This window comes from Pandoraea faecigallinarum (assembly GCF_001029105.3).
GTDB lineage: Bacteria > Pseudomonadota > Gammaproteobacteria > Burkholderiales > Burkholderiaceae > Pandoraea > Pandoraea faecigallinarum.
The window spans coordinates 1,625,632-1,641,281 of the sequence record NZ_CP011807.3; the positions used below are offsets into that span (position 1 = coordinate 1,625,632).

The 15,650-nt window shown below is 64.0% G+C and carries 14 protein-coding genes; 8 read left to right on the plus strand and 6 right to left on the minus strand.

Annotated features, from left to right (window positions below; all coding sequences use genetic code 11):
• Positions 1-123 precede the first annotated feature (123 nt).
• From ribA to AB870_RS07310, 7 genes are all read left to right on the plus strand, one after another.
• On the plus strand, positions 124-783 hold the full coding sequence (gene ribA, locus AB870_RS07280; protein ID WP_047907493.1) for a GTP cyclohydrolase II: 660 nt from the start codon (positions 124-126) through the stop codon (positions 781-783).
• A 572-nt stretch (positions 784-1,355) separates the two neighbouring features.
• Positions 1,356-1,697, plus strand: a complete 342-nt coding sequence (locus AB870_RS07285) for a hypothetical protein (protein ID WP_047908925.1) — start codon at positions 1,356-1,358, stop codon at positions 1,695-1,697.
• A 315-nt stretch (positions 1,698-2,012) separates the two neighbouring features.
• Positions 2,013-4,766, plus strand: coding sequence for a magnesium-translocating P-type ATPase (gene mgtA / locus AB870_RS07290; RefSeq protein ID WP_053059615.1), 2,754 nt, complete (start codon positions 2,013-2,015; stop codon positions 4,764-4,766).
• A gap of 186 nt (positions 4,767-4,952) precedes the next feature.
• Entirely contained in the window at positions 4,953-5,687 is a 735-nt protein-coding gene (locus AB870_RS07295) for a transporter family protein (RefSeq protein ID WP_047907494.1), read from the plus strand.
• A gap of 290 nt (positions 5,688-5,977) precedes the next feature.
• On the plus strand, positions 5,978-6,466 hold the full coding sequence (locus AB870_RS07300; RefSeq protein WP_047907495.1) for an Rrf2 family transcriptional regulator: 489 nt from the start codon (positions 5,978-5,980) through the stop codon (positions 6,464-6,466).
• Positions 6,467-6,701: 235 nt separating this feature from the next.
• Positions 6,702-7,004, plus strand: a complete 303-nt coding sequence (locus AB870_RS07305) for a DUF4148 domain-containing protein (protein ID WP_047907496.1) — start codon at positions 6,702-6,704, stop codon at positions 7,002-7,004.
• A 121-nt stretch (positions 7,005-7,125) separates the two neighbouring features.
• A complete protein-coding gene (locus AB870_RS07310) occupies positions 7,126-8,016 on the plus strand; it encodes an AraC family transcriptional regulator (protein WP_064674791.1) in 891 nt (296 codons plus the stop codon).
• A gap of 1 nt (position 8,017) precedes the next feature.
• On the opposite strand, the gene AB870_RS07315 is transcribed toward AB870_RS07310, so the two are convergent.
• The 4 genes from AB870_RS07315 to AB870_RS07330 all read right to left on the minus strand — a co-directional run bounded on the left by AB870_RS07315 (position 8,018) and on the right by AB870_RS07330 (position 12,451).
• Positions 8,018-9,289: a porin gene (locus tag AB870_RS07315; protein ID WP_084663413.1), complete on the minus strand. Its 1,272-nt coding sequence runs from the start codon at positions 9,287-9,289 to the stop codon at positions 8,018-8,020.
• Between the two features lie 309 nt (positions 9,290-9,598).
• Entirely contained in the window at positions 9,599-10,558 is a 960-nt protein-coding gene (locus AB870_RS07320; protein ID WP_047907497.1) for a glycerophosphodiester phosphodiesterase family protein, read from the minus strand.
• Positions 10,559-10,614: 56 nt separating this feature from the next.
• Positions 10,615-11,373: a DeoR/GlpR family DNA-binding transcription regulator gene (locus tag AB870_RS07325; RefSeq protein WP_047907498.1), complete on the minus strand. Its 759-nt coding sequence runs from the start codon at positions 11,371-11,373 to the stop codon at positions 10,615-10,617.
• 142 nt (positions 11,374-11,515) lie between these two features.
• On the minus strand, positions 11,516-12,451 hold the full coding sequence (locus tag AB870_RS07330) for a LysR substrate-binding domain-containing protein (protein WP_047907499.1): 936 nt from the start codon (positions 12,449-12,451) through the stop codon (positions 11,516-11,518).
• Between the two features lie 174 nt (positions 12,452-12,625).
• Here AB870_RS07330 and AB870_RS07335 point away from each other — a divergent pair, with 174 nt between their 5' ends.
• Positions 12,626-13,219: a lipocalin-like domain-containing protein gene (locus AB870_RS07335; RefSeq protein WP_237170078.1), complete on the plus strand. Its 594-nt coding sequence runs from the start codon at positions 12,626-12,628 to the stop codon at positions 13,217-13,219.
• A 94-nt stretch (positions 13,220-13,313) separates the two neighbouring features.
• Here the strand turns inward: AB870_RS07335 and AB870_RS07340 are convergent, their stop codons facing one another.
• Together AB870_RS07340 and AB870_RS07345 are read right to left on the minus strand one after the other, a co-directional pair.
• Positions 13,314-14,720, minus strand: a complete 1,407-nt coding sequence (locus AB870_RS07340) for an MFS transporter (RefSeq protein ID WP_047907500.1) — start codon at positions 14,718-14,720, stop codon at positions 13,314-13,316.
• Positions 14,721-14,726: 6 nt separating this feature from the next.
• On the minus strand, positions 14,727-15,380 hold the full coding sequence (locus tag AB870_RS07345; RefSeq protein ID WP_047907501.1) for a DsbA family oxidoreductase: 654 nt from the start codon (positions 15,378-15,380) through the stop codon (positions 14,727-14,729).
• Positions 15,381-15,650 lie beyond the last annotated feature (270 nt).

The following is a 15,650-nucleotide window of genomic DNA, read 5'->3' on the forward strand; positions in this document are numbered from 1 at the left end:
CCCGTGCAACAGTGTGTTGCATGCGTGCGTCTGTTGAAATTCGCAAATGGCGGTACACTCCGAGCACACGCCATCGCTGTGAGGTGGCACGCGACTCCCATTTCAGCCGGTCTTAACGTCAACATGAAGTCCCCTGGTACTGCCTCTGCCACGCTCAATTGCGATGCAGGCGAATGCGTCGAGCTTGTTGCCACGGCAACGCTGCCCACCCGCTACGGCACTTTCACTTCCCACGCGTTTCGCGTCAAAGACAGCAGCAACGAACATCTTGCTCTGGTCATGGGCGACGTGACCGGGGCGAGCGCCGACGCGCGTGCGCCGCTGGTGCGCCTGCATTCGGAATGTCTGACGGGGGACGTTTTCGGCTCCTACCGCTGCGATTGCGGTGAGCAACTCGATGCGGGCATGCGCAAGATCGCCGAAGAAGGCCGTGGCGTGATGCTGTATCTGCGCGGTCATGAAGGACGCGGCATCGGCCTGAGCAACAAGATTCGTGCATATCTGCTGCAAGAGCAGGGCCGCGACACGGTCGAGGCAAATCTCGATCTCGGCTTGCCCGACGACGCCCGCGAATACGATTCCGCTGCCGCCATCCTGCGCATTCTCGGTGTGGGTTCGGTGCGCCTCATGAGCAACAATCCGAAGAAGTTCGACACGCTGATCAAACACGGCATCCCCGTGAGTGAACGGGTGGCGCTCGATATTCCGATGCGCGAAGAGAACGAACGCTATATCCGGACCAAGCAGGCCAAGTTCGGGCACTACTTCGAAGAGAACGAGTAAGCATCGGGCCGCGTCGCGTCAGCCGGGCAACGAGAGGCCGGTGAAGTCGTAGGGCTGCAAGGCTTCGGCCAGATTGCGCCCGATCGCCGGCAGATGTTGCGACGAAGGCGCGCAGGGCCGCCGGCCGGGCGCGTGCGGGCAGGACGGCGTGGTTTTCGAGCAAATTCTGAAGATGGTTGCGATGCAGCAATTTTCGCTTGACGCTCCAAATTCGCCTCAGTTACCATCCGCCCTGTCTTCAATTTAAGGGGTAAGTCCGTGAATTCCGATGCCAGTAGTCCTCGATCTTTGATCGATTGATTGCCTGAGGATCCACAGCCTTCCCTGTGCCGCATCCTCATGCAGGATGCGGTGTCTGGCGCCAACCGAACGCTCTATCTGAGCGTGCCCTCCCAGGGCTCCCCGGCGCAATTCCCGCAAAAGTTTCCACCGCCGCGCCCGTAACGGGTGCCGTCGTTCTGCGCGTGTGCTTTGGCTCGTGCGCTTTGCGACGACATGTCCTCACGAGCGCGCCGTTCATGCCGCATGTCTGCATGCGGCAAGGACACTTCGCTGTCATGCGAGGGGAAATCATGCGAGCTTTTCAAACGTTTCAGGCTTTCCAGAGCCAACCGACGCGCACCACGCCGGTGTCGCACCTCACCATCGTCTGCCTGGCCGAGGCACTCGGCGCCTTGCGCAAGCAGATGTTCATCGACCTCACCGCGCTCGGTCTGCGCGCCACGCACGTCAGCATTACGCGCTGGAGCGACCGCAACGAGGCGTCGGCCACCGTCACGCTCGATTGCCCGCAATCGTCGCGCGCATCGCTCACGTCGCTCGTCATGCGACTGTCGGGCGAGCACAGCGTGCGCCGCGTGTTCTGGTCCGACGACACCTCGCGTCGCGCCACGCCCGGTCCGGCATCCGCCTGAGCGCGTCGACCTAACGTTGCCCGCGCGCACGCCTTCGCCCGCGGGTTCGCCTAATACCATAAATAAGGAGTCCGAAAATGGAAGACGGAAGTAGCCGAATGTGGCCCGTCGGGACCTCGTGCACCATGCATGGCTTCCCGACGGGCGATCCGATGCCATCCCACAATCGTTTTGCTTTCACCGACCGCGCGCCGCGCGGCGCGGCTGGGTGCGCTCGCGCTGTTTTCCGGAGAAAGGATCTCCGTTAGCGTCTGACGAATCCGGCCGGCCGCCATGCCATGGGCATGTCAGCGTAAGCCGCGCCAGGAAATCGTCATGACCCATAACCACCGCTCCCGCCACAAGCAGCGCGGCTTCGTCGACAACGCGACCTCGACCGGTCTGCCTCTCTCCGGTCCCGATGTCGTTGCCCGTCTGGCAACCGAGCCGCTGCACCATGTGCTCCACACGCTCGGCACAGACACCGGTGGGCTGCCGCTCGCCGACGTGGGGCAACGCCAGACCCGCTACGGTCCCAACGAGATCGCGCACGACAAACCGCCACACTGGGCGCGTCAACTCGCCGGCGCCTTCAACAACCCGTTCGTATTCGTGCTGCTCGCGCTCGTCACGATCAGCTTCTTTACCGACGTCTACTTCGCCGACCCGGGCGATCAGGACTTCAAGAGCATCATCATCCTGATGACGATGGTGACGATCAGTGGCTTGTTGCGCTTCTTCTCGGAGTTTCGCTCGCTGCGTGCGGCCGAGAAACTCAAGGCGATGGTGCGTACGACGGCCAGTGTCCGCCGCCGCCCGTCGGCGTCGGGCAAGTCCGAGCGTCACGAGGTCGCCATGCGCGAGCTGGTCGTGGGCGACATCGTGACGCTTCAGGCCGGCGACATGATTCCCGCCGATCTGCGCTTGATCGAGTCGCGCGATCTGTTCATCAGCCAGGCCGTGCTGACGGGCGAGGCGCTGCCCGTCGAGAAGTACGACACGCTGGGCGCCGTCGCACAGAAGTCCGCTACGGTCGCGGCGGGGCAGGGCAACGCCAATCTGCTCGACTTGTCCAACATCTGCTTCATGGGCACCAACGTGGTGAGCGGCACGGCCGTGGGGGTGGTCGTCGCCACCGGCGCCGATACGTATTTCGGTGCGCTGGCGAAGAACGTGGTGAGCCACAAACGGGTGGAGACGAGCTTCGACCGGGGCGTGAACAGCGTGAGCTGGTTGCTCATCCGCTTCATGCTGGTGATGGTGCCGGTCGTGTTCATGATCAACGGTCTGACCAAGGGCGACTGGTTGAGTGCGCTCACCTTTGCGCTGGCGGTGGCGGTCGGTCTCACGCCGGAAATGTTGCCGATGATCGTGAGCGCCAACCTCGCCCGCGGTGCTCTGGCGATGGCGCGCCGCAAGGTCGTCGTCAAGCGCCTGAACTCGGTGCAGAACTTCGGCGCCATGGACGTGTTGTGCACCGACAAGACCGGCACGCTCACGCAGGACCGCATCATTCTCGAACAGCATCTGGATGTGGCCGGCGACGAGCAGGAAGACGTGCTGCGTCTGGGCTGGCTCAACAGCTACCACCAGAGCGGTCAGCGTAACCTGATCGACGTCGCGATCATCCGCCGTGCCAACGAAATCGGCGAATCAGTCCAGCCTCGCACCTTCGCCAAGGTCGACGAATTGCCGTTCGACTTCGTGCGCCGCCGCCTGTCGGTGGTTGTCGAGAACGAGCGTCACGAGCATCTGATGATTACCAAGGGCGCCGTCGAGGAGATGCTGTCCGTCGCCACGCATGTGAAGACGCCGCAGGGAATTCGCACGCTCGACGACACCGCGCGCGCCATGCTCATCGCCCGTGCGCAGGCCTACAACGAAGACGGATTCCGCGTGCTGGTCGTGGCGACCCGCGATATCCCGGCCGGCGAGACGAAGACGCAATACAAGACTTCGGACGAGCATGGCCTCACGGTTTGCGGCTTCCTGACATTCCTCGATCCGCCGAAGGACTCGGCAGCCCCCGCCATTGCCGCCCTGCGCGAACACGGGGTGAGCGTGAAGGTGCTCACGGGCGACAACCCGATCGTCACGATGAAGGTATGTCGTCAGGTCGGGATCGAACCGGGCACGCCGCTGCTGGGCGCCGACATCGAATCGATGGACGACACCACGCTGCGCGAGGCAGCCGCACGCACGACCGTGTTCGCCAAGCTCGCGCCATTGCACAAGGCGCGTGTGGTCAAGGCGCTGCAAGCCAACGGTCATACCGTGGGATTCCTCGGCGACGGCATCAACGACGCTCCGGCGCTGCGCGATGCCGACGTCGGAATCTCGGTGGACACCGGCGCGGACATTGCCAAGGAGACGGCCGACATCATCCTGCTGGAAAAGAGTCTGATGGTGCTCGAAGCCGGGGTCATCAAAGGCCGCGAGACGTTCGGCAACATCCTCAAGTACCTGAACATGACGGCCAGTTCCAACTTCGGCAACGTGTTCTCGGTGCTGGTGGCGAGCGCGTTCCTGCCCTGGGAGCCGATGCTGGCGGTGCAACTGCTCGTGCAGAACCTCGTGTACGACATCTCGCAGATGTTCCTGCCGTGGGACCGCATGGATCCGGAGTTCCTCAAGAAGCCGCGCAAGTGGGATGCCGGCAACATCCGGCGCTTCATGCTGTGGATCGGGCCGACCTCGTCGGTGTTCGATATCACGACGTATGCGCTGATGTGGACCGTTTTCGGAGCGGGGGCGCTGTATCACCTGCACGGCGGCACCGGCGGTCAGGCCATCATGAACTCGGGCTGGTTCATCGAAGGACTCGTGTCCCAGACGCTGGTGGTGCATTTGCTGCGCACGCAGAAGATTCCCTTCCTGCAAAGCACGCCGGCGCTGCCGATCATGCTCTCCACGTCCGTCGCGATTGCCATCGCCTGCTGGCTGCCGTACTCGCCGTTTGCAGACGCCATGGGTTTCGTGAGCCTGCCGGGATCGTACTTCTACTGGCTCGTGGCAACCATGCTCGGTTACATCGCGCTTGCCCAGACGGTCAAGACGATCTACATCCGCCGCTTCGGCCGCTGGTTCTGAGCGAAGCCTGATTGGCACATCGGCAACTGAAGCATCAATCGCTGGTGCGCTCCCGCCTCTGACGGCGGGAGCCGATGCCCGCACCCCTGTCTCCTGTCCCGTGTTTCATGTCCTTTTTCCTTTGTCCTTTTCTGGCGCCATTGGCGCGCGACACGGGGCGGCACACGCATCGAGAGAGAACGCCTTATGAAGAAGCAACTGATGTATCTCGCGCTGGCCTGCCCGCTCAGCGCATTCGCCGCACATCCGCTCACGTCGGACGACACCGGCACGCAGGGCGACGGCAACTGGCAATTCGAGACGAACGGCGAAGTTACCTCGAAACAGCAGGACATCGGGCGTCAGACCCTCTGGAACAGCACGCTCACGCGAGGTTTCGGCGAGGCGCTCGATCTTTACGTCAATGTTCCCTACACGAATGTCCAGCAACGCTCGGAGAGCGCCGGCAGCGGTATCGGCGACGTCGAAACCGGTGCCAAATGGCGCATGTACGACGATGGGGCGTTCAGTGTCGGCCTCAAGCCGTTTCTGACGTTGCCGTCCGGCAACGACCAGCGCGGACTCGGCACCGGACGGATGAACGCCGGCGCGACATTACTGCTCCAGTATCAGATCGACAACTGGACGTTGCTCGCCAACGCGGGCGCCGCCTATCAGGCCAATCGCCAGGCGCAGCGTCAGGGCGTGTGGAAGGCGTCCGCCGCCGTGCTCTATCGTGTGCTGCCGTCCACGCAACTGATTCTGGACGTCGGCACAGCGCAGAACCCCGATTTCGCGCAGAAGACGAACCCCGCGTTCATGATCGTGGGCGCCATCTACAGCCCGGCATCGTGGATCGATCTCGACGTTGGCTATCGGCGCGGCCTGAACCCACAGACCTACGACTATTCGTGGATGGGCGGATTGACCATGCGCTGGTAAGTACGGCTGAGTAAGTACGGCCGGTAGTGTGGCCGGTAAGTATGGCCGGTAAGTGCAGCAGGTAAGTACGGCAGGTAAGAGCGGTTGGTAAGAGCAGTTGGTAGGTGCCGCTGGTAAGTACTTGTGCCAGCACGATTTTGTCGCTTCGGACGTTGCCGGGCATCCGGTAAGGCAGCGGGGTAGCGCACGGTGCAGGCAGGGCATAAGATGCATGTCGCGGCCATGTTAAACTGCCTCGCAAATCATCCGGGGCGGCACGACGTGCCGTCCGCCTTCGTTTCTGCCGTCGCATGCGACTTACCGACCATACCGATTACAGCCTGCGCACCCTGATCTACGTCGCGGTTCATCCCGACGAACTCGTGCACGTGCAGTCCGTGGCGGACGCATTCGACATTCCCAAGAACCACCTCGTGAAGATCGTGCAGAAGCTCGGTCAACTGGGCTTTCTGCACACGGTGCGCGGACGCGCAGGGGGGATTCGTCTGGGACGCCCGCCGGAGCGTATCGGTCTTGGGGAAGTGGTGCGGGCGATGGAGCCTGATTTCGCGATGGTCGAGTGCTTCCATCAGGGCGACAACGCCTGTGTCATCACGTCGGCGTGCAATTTGCGCGGTGTGCTCGGCGAGGCGCTGCGTTCGTACTTTGCCGTGCTCGATCGCTACACGCTCGCCGATCTCGTCAGTCAGCCCGCAACGCTGCGCCGCCTGCTGGGCGATGCCGCCGCTGCCGTTCCCGTCTCGGACATCAAGCGCAGGAAGCCCCTTCCGCTGTCGTAATCCCCACTTTTCCGGCCATTCCATCGACGTACGCTATCGTCGCCATAGCGAGCACTCATCGGTGTCGCCAGAACTGGACGAATGGTCGCATCTTGCAGACGTCCTGCCGCGCGTAACGCGCTGTCCTTTCGTAATCTTGAGTCGTACCCGATAGCGTTCCTCCCATCCCCCCGGGCGCGACGCCAAGCGGAAAACCGACATCCGGCAATTGATGCCGACCGAAAGGAGTTTCACCATGAACACACGTATTTTTGCCGCCGCGCTCACCGCCACCCTCGCCGCCACCGTTTCGCTGGCTTGCGCCCCGGCGTTTGCCGACACGCAAACGGCCGACGCCGGCCAGTCCGTGGTTTCGCAAGGCCTCACTCGCGCGCAAGTTGTCGAGGAACTGCGTCAGGCGCGCGCTTCGGGCCGGCTCGATCAATCGCTCGAAACGTACCCGTCGCTGCTGCAACAAGGCCCGTCCGCCGGCCGTTCGCGTGCCGATGTTCGCTCGGAGATCGGGACGGCCGCAACCGTTGCCGACAACCGTGCCTGAGGCTTGAGCTGCACCACAGCGTTCAAGCGTTCAAGGCCGTTGACAAAGAATGGGCCGGTCCAAGCAACGGTCTTACAAATCCTCCATAATCGGCGCACCGGGTTATTTCGATGAGTGCACCATGGACCGGCTCTCCACCCTGATTTCGAATTTCGGCGTTCGCGCCGGTGTGTTCCATAGCGGCGGCATGTGCGGCATCGCCAGCTATGGTGTCGACGCCCACGATGGCGGTCATCTCCACTTGCTGCGCTCCGGCGAAGTGGCGCTTGTCACGGAAGACGGTGCGCGACAGCGGATCACCGAGCCGTCGCTGATCTTCTTCCCGCGCCGCAACCATCACCAATTGCTCTCCGGCGAAGCGGACCGCACCGAACTGGTGTGCGGCTCGTTGTCGTTCGACGGCGGTCACAACAATCCGCTCGTGGCCGCGCTGCCCGATTTCCTTGTCCTGCCGACGAAGTCGCTCTCCACGCTGGAACTCACGCTGAACTGGTTGTTTGCCGAAGCGTTCGGCCAGCATTGCGGGCGTCTGGCGGTGATGGACCGGCTGTTCGAGTTGCTGGTGATTCAACTGCTGCGGCACGTGCTGGAGCATCGACTGGTGAGCTTCGGCATGCTGGCCGGGCTGGGCGATCCGCGACTCGCGCGCGCGTTGAACGCCATTCACAATCAGCCGGGCGAGCCGTGGACAGTCGAGTCGCTGGCGAGCACCGCCAACATGTCGCGTGCGAACTTCGCCGCGCAGTTCCGTGAAGTGGTGGGGCAGTCGCCCGCGGACTATCTGCTGGATTGGCGCATTGGCCTGGCACAGAAGCGCCTGCGCGACGGTCAGCCGATTGCGCGCGTGGCCGACGAGGTGGGTTACGACAGCGCGTCGGCGCTGGCCCGCGCTTTCCGGCGCAAGACAGGCAGCAGTCCGCGCGACTGGCTTCGCGCGCAAATGCACGCGGTCACCACGTTGCCGCGGCCGCGCGTGCAGTTCGAACCGGCGTTGCCCGCACAGGCGGCGTAGCCTAGAACACGTGGCTCACCCCCAGACGCACGACCGTTTGCGACTGGGTTGCGGAAGACATGCCGTTGGCGGCGTCGCCTACCGAAGCCGTGGCGTCGATCACGTTGCCATAGGCGTCGAGGGTATTGCCCGATGCCTTCTGGTACCCGGCCAATGCATACAGCTCCGTGCGCCTGGACAGGTTATAGAACGCGGCGAGGTTGAACTGATGGTATTTCGCGCCGGATGCATTGGCCGCCGGGGCATTCACGTTCGTGAAGCTGTAACCGCCGCCCAGCCGGAAGGCTGGCGCGAAGCGATACATCGCGAGCACGCCGGCCGTGTCGAACCTGGCCGTACGCGTGAAGCGCGAGTACGTGCCCGTCGAGTACTCGGTGTGGCTGTAGTTGGCGCCGAGCGTCGTGTTACCGAACTGGTACGTCATTGCGGTGGCGATGATGTCGCGCGATTTGGCGCTCGCGTAGCCCGCATTGATGGACGATGCAAAGGCCGATTCCGACGAGCCCGCCCAAGTGCCGATGGTCGTGTCCGTGGCGCTGGCCTTGTCGTTATTGGCGTGCGAATAGCCCACGCCCCACGTCAGCGGACCGTTGGCGTACTGGCCCGCAAGGCCCCAGGTGTTCTGACGCCCCATCGTGCCGGGCTGACCGCCGAAGCCGTACATCGTCCCGAACGTGAAACCGCTCCATGTCGGTGAGCGGTACTTCACGCTGTTGTTCACACGCGAGCTGTGATCGAGGTTGTCGACGTCGCCGGGGTGCGCCCCCACGCCCGAGAGCAGCGCTGTGCCGCCCACCGAGCCGACGAGATCGATCAGCGGATCGTACTGACGGCCCAGCGTAACGGTGCCATAGGTCTTGTCCTGCAAGCCGACGTAGGCGTGGCGGCCGAACTCCGCGCCGCCCTGGCTGGCAGTGCCGTTGCCGATGTTGAAGCCGTTCTCGAGGCGGAACAGCGCCTTGCGTCCGCCCCCCAGGTCTTCCGTCCCCTGAATTCCCCAGCGGCTGCCTTGCCACGTGCCGCTCTGGAACGCGTAGCTCGTCGCGCCGGTAAGAACCGCGGGGCGTCCTGCCGTGCCGGCGCGTGTGACGGACGCCACATTGCTGGCATAGCCCACGCCGCCGTCCACAATCCCGTAAAGCGTGACGTTGGACTGGGCGTGGGCGAGCGCGGCGGCGCCGCTTCCGATGAGTATCGCGACGGCGCGCGCCAGAGACGCGTAAGGGGGCGGCTTCACGAAAGATTTCGCGAGAGACTTCGCGGAAGATGTCATGGTGTGTTTCCTCGGTGAGTTCGTGTGGACTAGTTGAAAATGGCGACCGGTGTCTCGGTGTCTCGGTGTCTTGGTGTCTCGGTGTCCCGGTGTCCCCGTGTCCCCGTGTCCCCGTGTCCCCGTGTCCCCGTGTCATGTCCCGGGTCGACGGATCGTGAAACTGGTCAGTAATGTAAGGACTACTAAAAATAAAGCTCAGAACTTGCGCGGCGAGATGTTCGTCTGCCGGCCGCAGATCCGGCTTCAGGCCGGTTGCGTCTAGGGACTTGCCCTCGGCGCGACTTCCCTGCGGCGAGGCGTCGCTGTGCGTTATCTGGCGGTGTTCTTGTCTTGCTCGTCGAGAGCGGCGCGCAAACGTGCGGGCGAATCGGTCATCACGGCATCGAAGCCCAGTTGCGACGCGGCGTCGAAGTCCTGCGGCGTTTCGATCCCGAAGGCGACGAGGTGCACGTCGCCACGCGATTTGAAGCACCGTACGGCGGCGGGCGTCCACCAGTTGGCGACGACTGTGGAGGTGCCTTCGCCGAGCGTGAAGCGCTCCACGACTTCCACCTGACGATGAAACTCGATGCCGGCCCACGTGCCCGGCGCGGGCGGCGTGGTGCATTGGCCTGCGAGCGCGGCGGCCACGAGCCGGTTGCGCGTGGCGTCGCGCGATTCGAAAAGTTGCGCCTGCGGGCGCCGTGCTCGCAGGCGGTCGGTCGCCTCGGCCTGGGTCGAATAGATGCGGACGCGCGACCATGCATTCATGTCGTCGAGCACCTTGATGACCGCTTCGACCAGCGGTGCAGCAGGCGTTTGCTTCATGTCGAGCAGGACAGGGACGTCAGCGGGCACGGCGGCCAGCGCTTCGCGCAGCGTCGGGACCGGCAGCGGATCGTCCCGGTACGGGTAGACGGTCTGCCCCGTCGGGCCCTTGCGCGAAAACGCGTAACCGGCGTTGAGCCTTTTTACGTCGGCATAGTCGACGTCGGCCAGCTTGCCTCGTCCGTCCGTCAGGGCGGAAAGATCGGCGGGGCGATACATTACGGGCACGCCATCGCGCGTGACCTGGACGGTCATCCACAATGCCTGCGCGCCGTTTTGCAGCGCGGTGGTGAACGCTTGCACCGTGTTTTCCGGTGTGTCGCCCGTGCCGCCGCGATGCGCGACGATCAGCGGTGCGGCGCTGGCGGCGGGCGCTGTCGTCGCACCCGAAGCGCAGGCGATGACGGCCATGCCGATGGCGGCCAGTCGGACGGTGGAGGAGCGAAACGAAGCGGGTGACATGATGGGCGGTCTCAGGGAGAAGGCGTGAGCGGTAGTGGGGCCAAATGACGGTGAGATCAGGCAACGAGAATTTCCGGGGACGTGACGGGCAGCCGTTGGCGCAGCGCGCCGGGCAGCGGCGCATCGGTGACGACGAGATCCTGCTCGTCGAGCTGGCCGCCGCGCACGCTGGGTTTGCGCGTGAACTTGTATGCGTCGGCCACGAGGATCCGGTAACGGCTCGCATCGCGCAGCGCTTCACGCGAGGCTGCTTCGTGGCGGTCGTAATCGAGCAGGGTGCCGTCGTCGTCGATGCCGCCCACGCTGTACACGCCGACATCGGCCCGATAGGCGCGAAACAGGCGGTCGGCTTCGTCGCCGAGGATCTCGGGATTGGGCGAGCGCAGTTCGCCACCGGGCACGATCACGCGGTGTTCCGGGTTGCTGGCGAGCGCGAGCGCTGCGCGCAGGTTGTTCGTAATGACGCAAAGCCGCTTGCGATGTATGAGCGCCACGGCGACCTGCTCGGGTGTGGTGCCGATGCCCAGCAGGACGGTCGCGCCATCGGGAATGCGTTCGGCGGCGGCTTGTCCGATGCGCACCTTGCCTTCGAGATTGCGTACGCGCCTCACGTCGTACGGCTGGTTCGTTCCGGGCGTCATTAGCCGCGCGCCGCCGTGATAGCGGCGCAGCACGTTAGCGTCGCACAACGTATTGACGTCGCGGCGAATGGTTTGCGTCGCCACACCGAAGTGTTCGGCGAGCGCGTCGACACTCATTTCGCCGTGCTGGCGAAAGAGAGCGACGATACGGGTCTGACGTTCGGAGAGATCCATCGGGCGGTCGTATGGTCCACATTCGTTCTGGAATGGGCGCCACTTTGACAGCCGAGAATGACATTCAAATGACGATTGAAAATGTTCAAATGAACATTGTCGTTCGTCACCACGCAGTGGGTGCCGCTTTTTGTTCTGGCGCTCACGCTCGCGCGGACCGGCAAGCGCCTGCCGGCTTTCTCGCGGGCGGCGCCGGCTCTCCGGCATCCGCCAGATTTGCCAGCGCTTTTTCCACGATGACCTGCTTCAGACATGCGAGCGCGGGCGGTATGTCCTGCTGGGCGGTGTGCAGGCAAAGCTCGACGCTCGGCAGTGGCGGCAGACCGTCTTTCTCGCCGAGCCGTCGCAATGCCGCGGGCAGGCCCGCGGCGGTTCTCAATGTGATGCCAAGCCCGGCGGCGACGCCGGACCACAGACTTTGCAGGCTCGCTGTCGTGTAGGCGACGCGCCACGAGATGCCGGCACCGTCGAGTGCCGCCAGGCCCGCCCGGCGAAAGAAGCACGGGGCGTGGTAAAGCGCGAGATCGAGCGGGGCGTCGCGACGCAATGCCACCTCCGCGTGCGCCGGGCCGATCCATGTCATGGGCAGCGTGAGCAGCCGTTCGGCGTCAGCCCGCGTTTCATACCCCATCGCCAGCGCCAGATCCAGTTCTCCCCGGTCCAGGCGTTCGAGCAGCACGCCATTGCGCTCGACCGCCACTTCCACGCGAACGCCCGGGTGCGTCGTCCTGAACTGACCCAGAGCCGAGGGAAGCCATGTCTCCGCAAAATCGCCGGGCAGCCCAAAGCGCACCACACCCTGCACCGATGCACCGCGCACGGCACGAACGGCTTCGTCGTTGAGTTCGAGAATGCGCTGTGCATACGAGAGGATCTGCTCGCCGGATTCCGTCAGCACGAGTCCGCGCCCCTTGCGCCGGAACAGCGGCATGCCGACCTGTTCTTCGAGCTTTCGCATTTGCTGACTCACGGCGGATTGCGACCGCCCGATGCGCTCCGCCGCCCGGTTCAGGCTACCCAGCTTCTGCGTGGCGACCAGCGTGCGAAGGGCATCCATATCGAGGTTGGGATGCAGCATTGTGCAGTTATTCGGAATTGATCGTGCCGAATTATCGCATCTACTTAACATTGGCGCGGGTAGCATCGATGGCAGCCAATTGGCGCAACAAGGGTGCGGTGCGGGTTGGCCGCGCGTTCGAAGGTTCGAATCCGGTCATAACCGGTCATAACCCGTCATAAAGGAATTCAGACAATGAAGCAGCAACTGATGAGACGTGGTGCGCGCGGCGTTGCAGGTGCGCTCGGTGGGGTTGCGGTCGTTGCAGTGTGCGTGTGGCTGTGCGGCGAGGTGCGGGCGCAAACGCATGAAGTGCAGGTCGGAACCCGGGACGTGCCAAATAATGTGGCGAAAGCCACGGGCGAAGGCGCGCGCGTGCTCGCCGGCACGTGGACGTTGGTTGCAGCCGACGTGCAGCATCCGGATGGCTCACGTGCGCGCGACTACGGCGCTGACCCGAAGGGGATGCTCGTCATCGATGCAGCCGGCCATTACTCGCTGCAAATCTTCAAATCGGAGCGTCCCGGATTTGCCTCGGGCGACAAGGCGGTCGCGACGCCGGACGAATACAAGGCCGCCGTCATGGGGTCGAGCACGCACTTCGGCACGCTAAGCGTGGACCCGGTTGCGGGAACGCTCACCTTCCACATTCAGAACGCTTCGTTTCCGAACTGGCAGGGGTTGGCGCAAAAACGCAGCTATGAGTTGACGGGCGACGTGTTGAGCTATCGTGTGACACCGCGTCCGAACGGGGATGTGCCGATTTCGATCTGGCGGCGCATCGACTAGATTGCCAGTCGCGCCAGCCAGACCTTAGCGCCCATCATCGGCCGACGCGAAAATGACAAAGCCCAGCACAGTGACGTGTCACCGGACGCCGCCCTCAATGGGGGCGTTTGCCGACCAGTCGCATGCCGCTTGCGAGACACCCGGCCGCAGCAAACGCCGCGCCCCACGCCAGCGCCAATGTCGAGCCGTGCGTGCCGGACAGGCCGAGCGCCAGTGCGACCAGCGCCGCGCCCGTCGCCTGACCCAGCAGACGCGACGTGCCGACCATCCCGCTCGCCCCACCGCTGCGCTCCGGCGGCGCGCTGTGCATGAAGGCCTTCAGGTTCGGCGACTGGAAAAAACCGAAACCAAGACCGCACAACGCCATGCGCCAGCCAATGTCCCACAACTGCGCATGCTCCGGCATGATCGCCAGCAAGGTCATGCCCGCGCTCAACATCGCCAGCCCGATCGCACCGAGCGCGCCCGGTGGATATTTATCCGACAGGCGTCCGGCGACCGGGGCAATCGCTGCCACGAAGAACGGCCACGGCGTCATCAGGAAGCCCGTCTCGATCGGGCTGCGATGCAGTACGTTCTCGAAGTAGAACGGCAACGACACCAGTCCCAACCCCTGCGTTGCGAACGCGCAGATCGCAGTGAGCGTGGACAGCGCGAACGCCGGCAACCGCAGCAGATCCACCGGCAGCATCGGCGCGCGATGGCCGCGCTCACGCCGGATCAACGCCCATCCAAAGACGAGGGCGCCGGTGAAGCAGGCGAGCGTGAGATGCCAGTCGGCCCGCTGCGCACTCTGACTCAGCGCAAAGATCAGCAGTGAGAACGTCAGCACGTTGAGCAATGCGGCGACCATGTCCGGCTTGTGCTCGCTGCGCGGCGTATCCGGCAGATTGCGGCGCGAAAATGCGAGCGCGAGCAAACCCGTCGGCACATTGATGAGGAACAGCCACGGCCAGCTCGCGAGCGCCAGGACCAGCGACGCCACGGTCGGCCCGACGGCGAACGAGATGCCGACGATCAACGCATTGAGTCCGACGCCGCGTCCCAGTTGTGCCGCCGGATACAGGAAGCGAATCAGCGCGATGTTCACGCTCATCACCGCCGCCGCGCCCACGCCTTGCAGCACGCGCGCACCCGCGAGGAACCCTAGCGAAGGGGAGAGCGCGCACAGCAATGAAGCGACCAGAAACACCGCCACGCCCCACATGAACACACGCTTGTGTCCGACGCGCTCGCCCAGCGAGGCGAACGGCAGCAGCGTTGCGACCATTGCCAATTGATAAGCGTTCACGATCCACACCGACGCCGACGGCGTCGTGTTCAGATCGAGCGCCATTTGCGGCAGGGCCGTATTGGCGATGGCGGTATCCAGGCTGGCCAGCGAGACGGCGAGCAGGATCGCCGTCATGGCGAGGCCGCGTCCGGCAGCTGGCGGCTCGTGAGCTTGCGCCGCGGGGGCGCTCACCGTCGACGTATCGGCGCTTGGAGGTAACGATGACATGACGGATCAGCCCTCGGCCAGAATCTGACGGATGGCTTGCTCGAAAACCTCGGGCGGCTGACCACCACTGACGAGATGACGATTGTTGAAGATGATCGCGGGTACCGAGCTGATGCCGAGGTTCTGATAGTGACGCTCCAGCGCACGCACCTGCTCCGCGTACTCCTGCGAGGACAGAATTTCTCTCGCGCGTGCGCCATCGAGTCCGGCTTGCTCGGCGGCGGCGGCCAGCACCTCCGGATCGCTGGTTCGTTTGCCCTCGACGAAATACGCGCGAAACAGCGCTTCCTTGAGGGCGAGTTGCTTGTCGTTGCCGATGGTTTGTGCCCAGTGCAGCAAACGATGTGCGTCGAACGTGTTGTACGCGTGCGTGCGCAAGTCCATGCGCATCGGGAAACCTTCCGCGGCCGCGCGCGCACCGATGTTCGCCTGATTCTGCGCGAGTTGCTCCGGCGACAGCCCGTACTTGCGCGACATGTAATCTGCGAGCGGCACGCCGTGCACCGGCATGTCGGGGTTCAGCTCGAAGGGGCTGAAGTGCAGGTCGGCTTCGACCTCGTTGCCCAGGCGGCCGAGTGCCGTTTTCAACGAAGCGAGGCCGATGGCGCACCAGGGGCAGGCGACATCGGAAACAAAATCAATCTTGAGGGTGGCAGGCATGATCTGACGGCGCCCAAAAGGGCGCGTGCAATGAAAAACGCGTCGCCCCGGGCGACGCAACATGGCAATCGTCGCACAAATCGGTAAATCTCGCCGGCTCCGGCTGTCCCGCGAGCTGGGGCTTTGCGCGGTGCCGTGTGCGGGGCGAATGCGGCGGCCGGAGACATTTATGGGGTGTTTTACCGGATGAAATGAATGTATCGCCTGACGAATCGATGCGGCCATCTCGTGAGCGGCGACGCGCGGCAATGCGGTATCGTTTGATTCTCG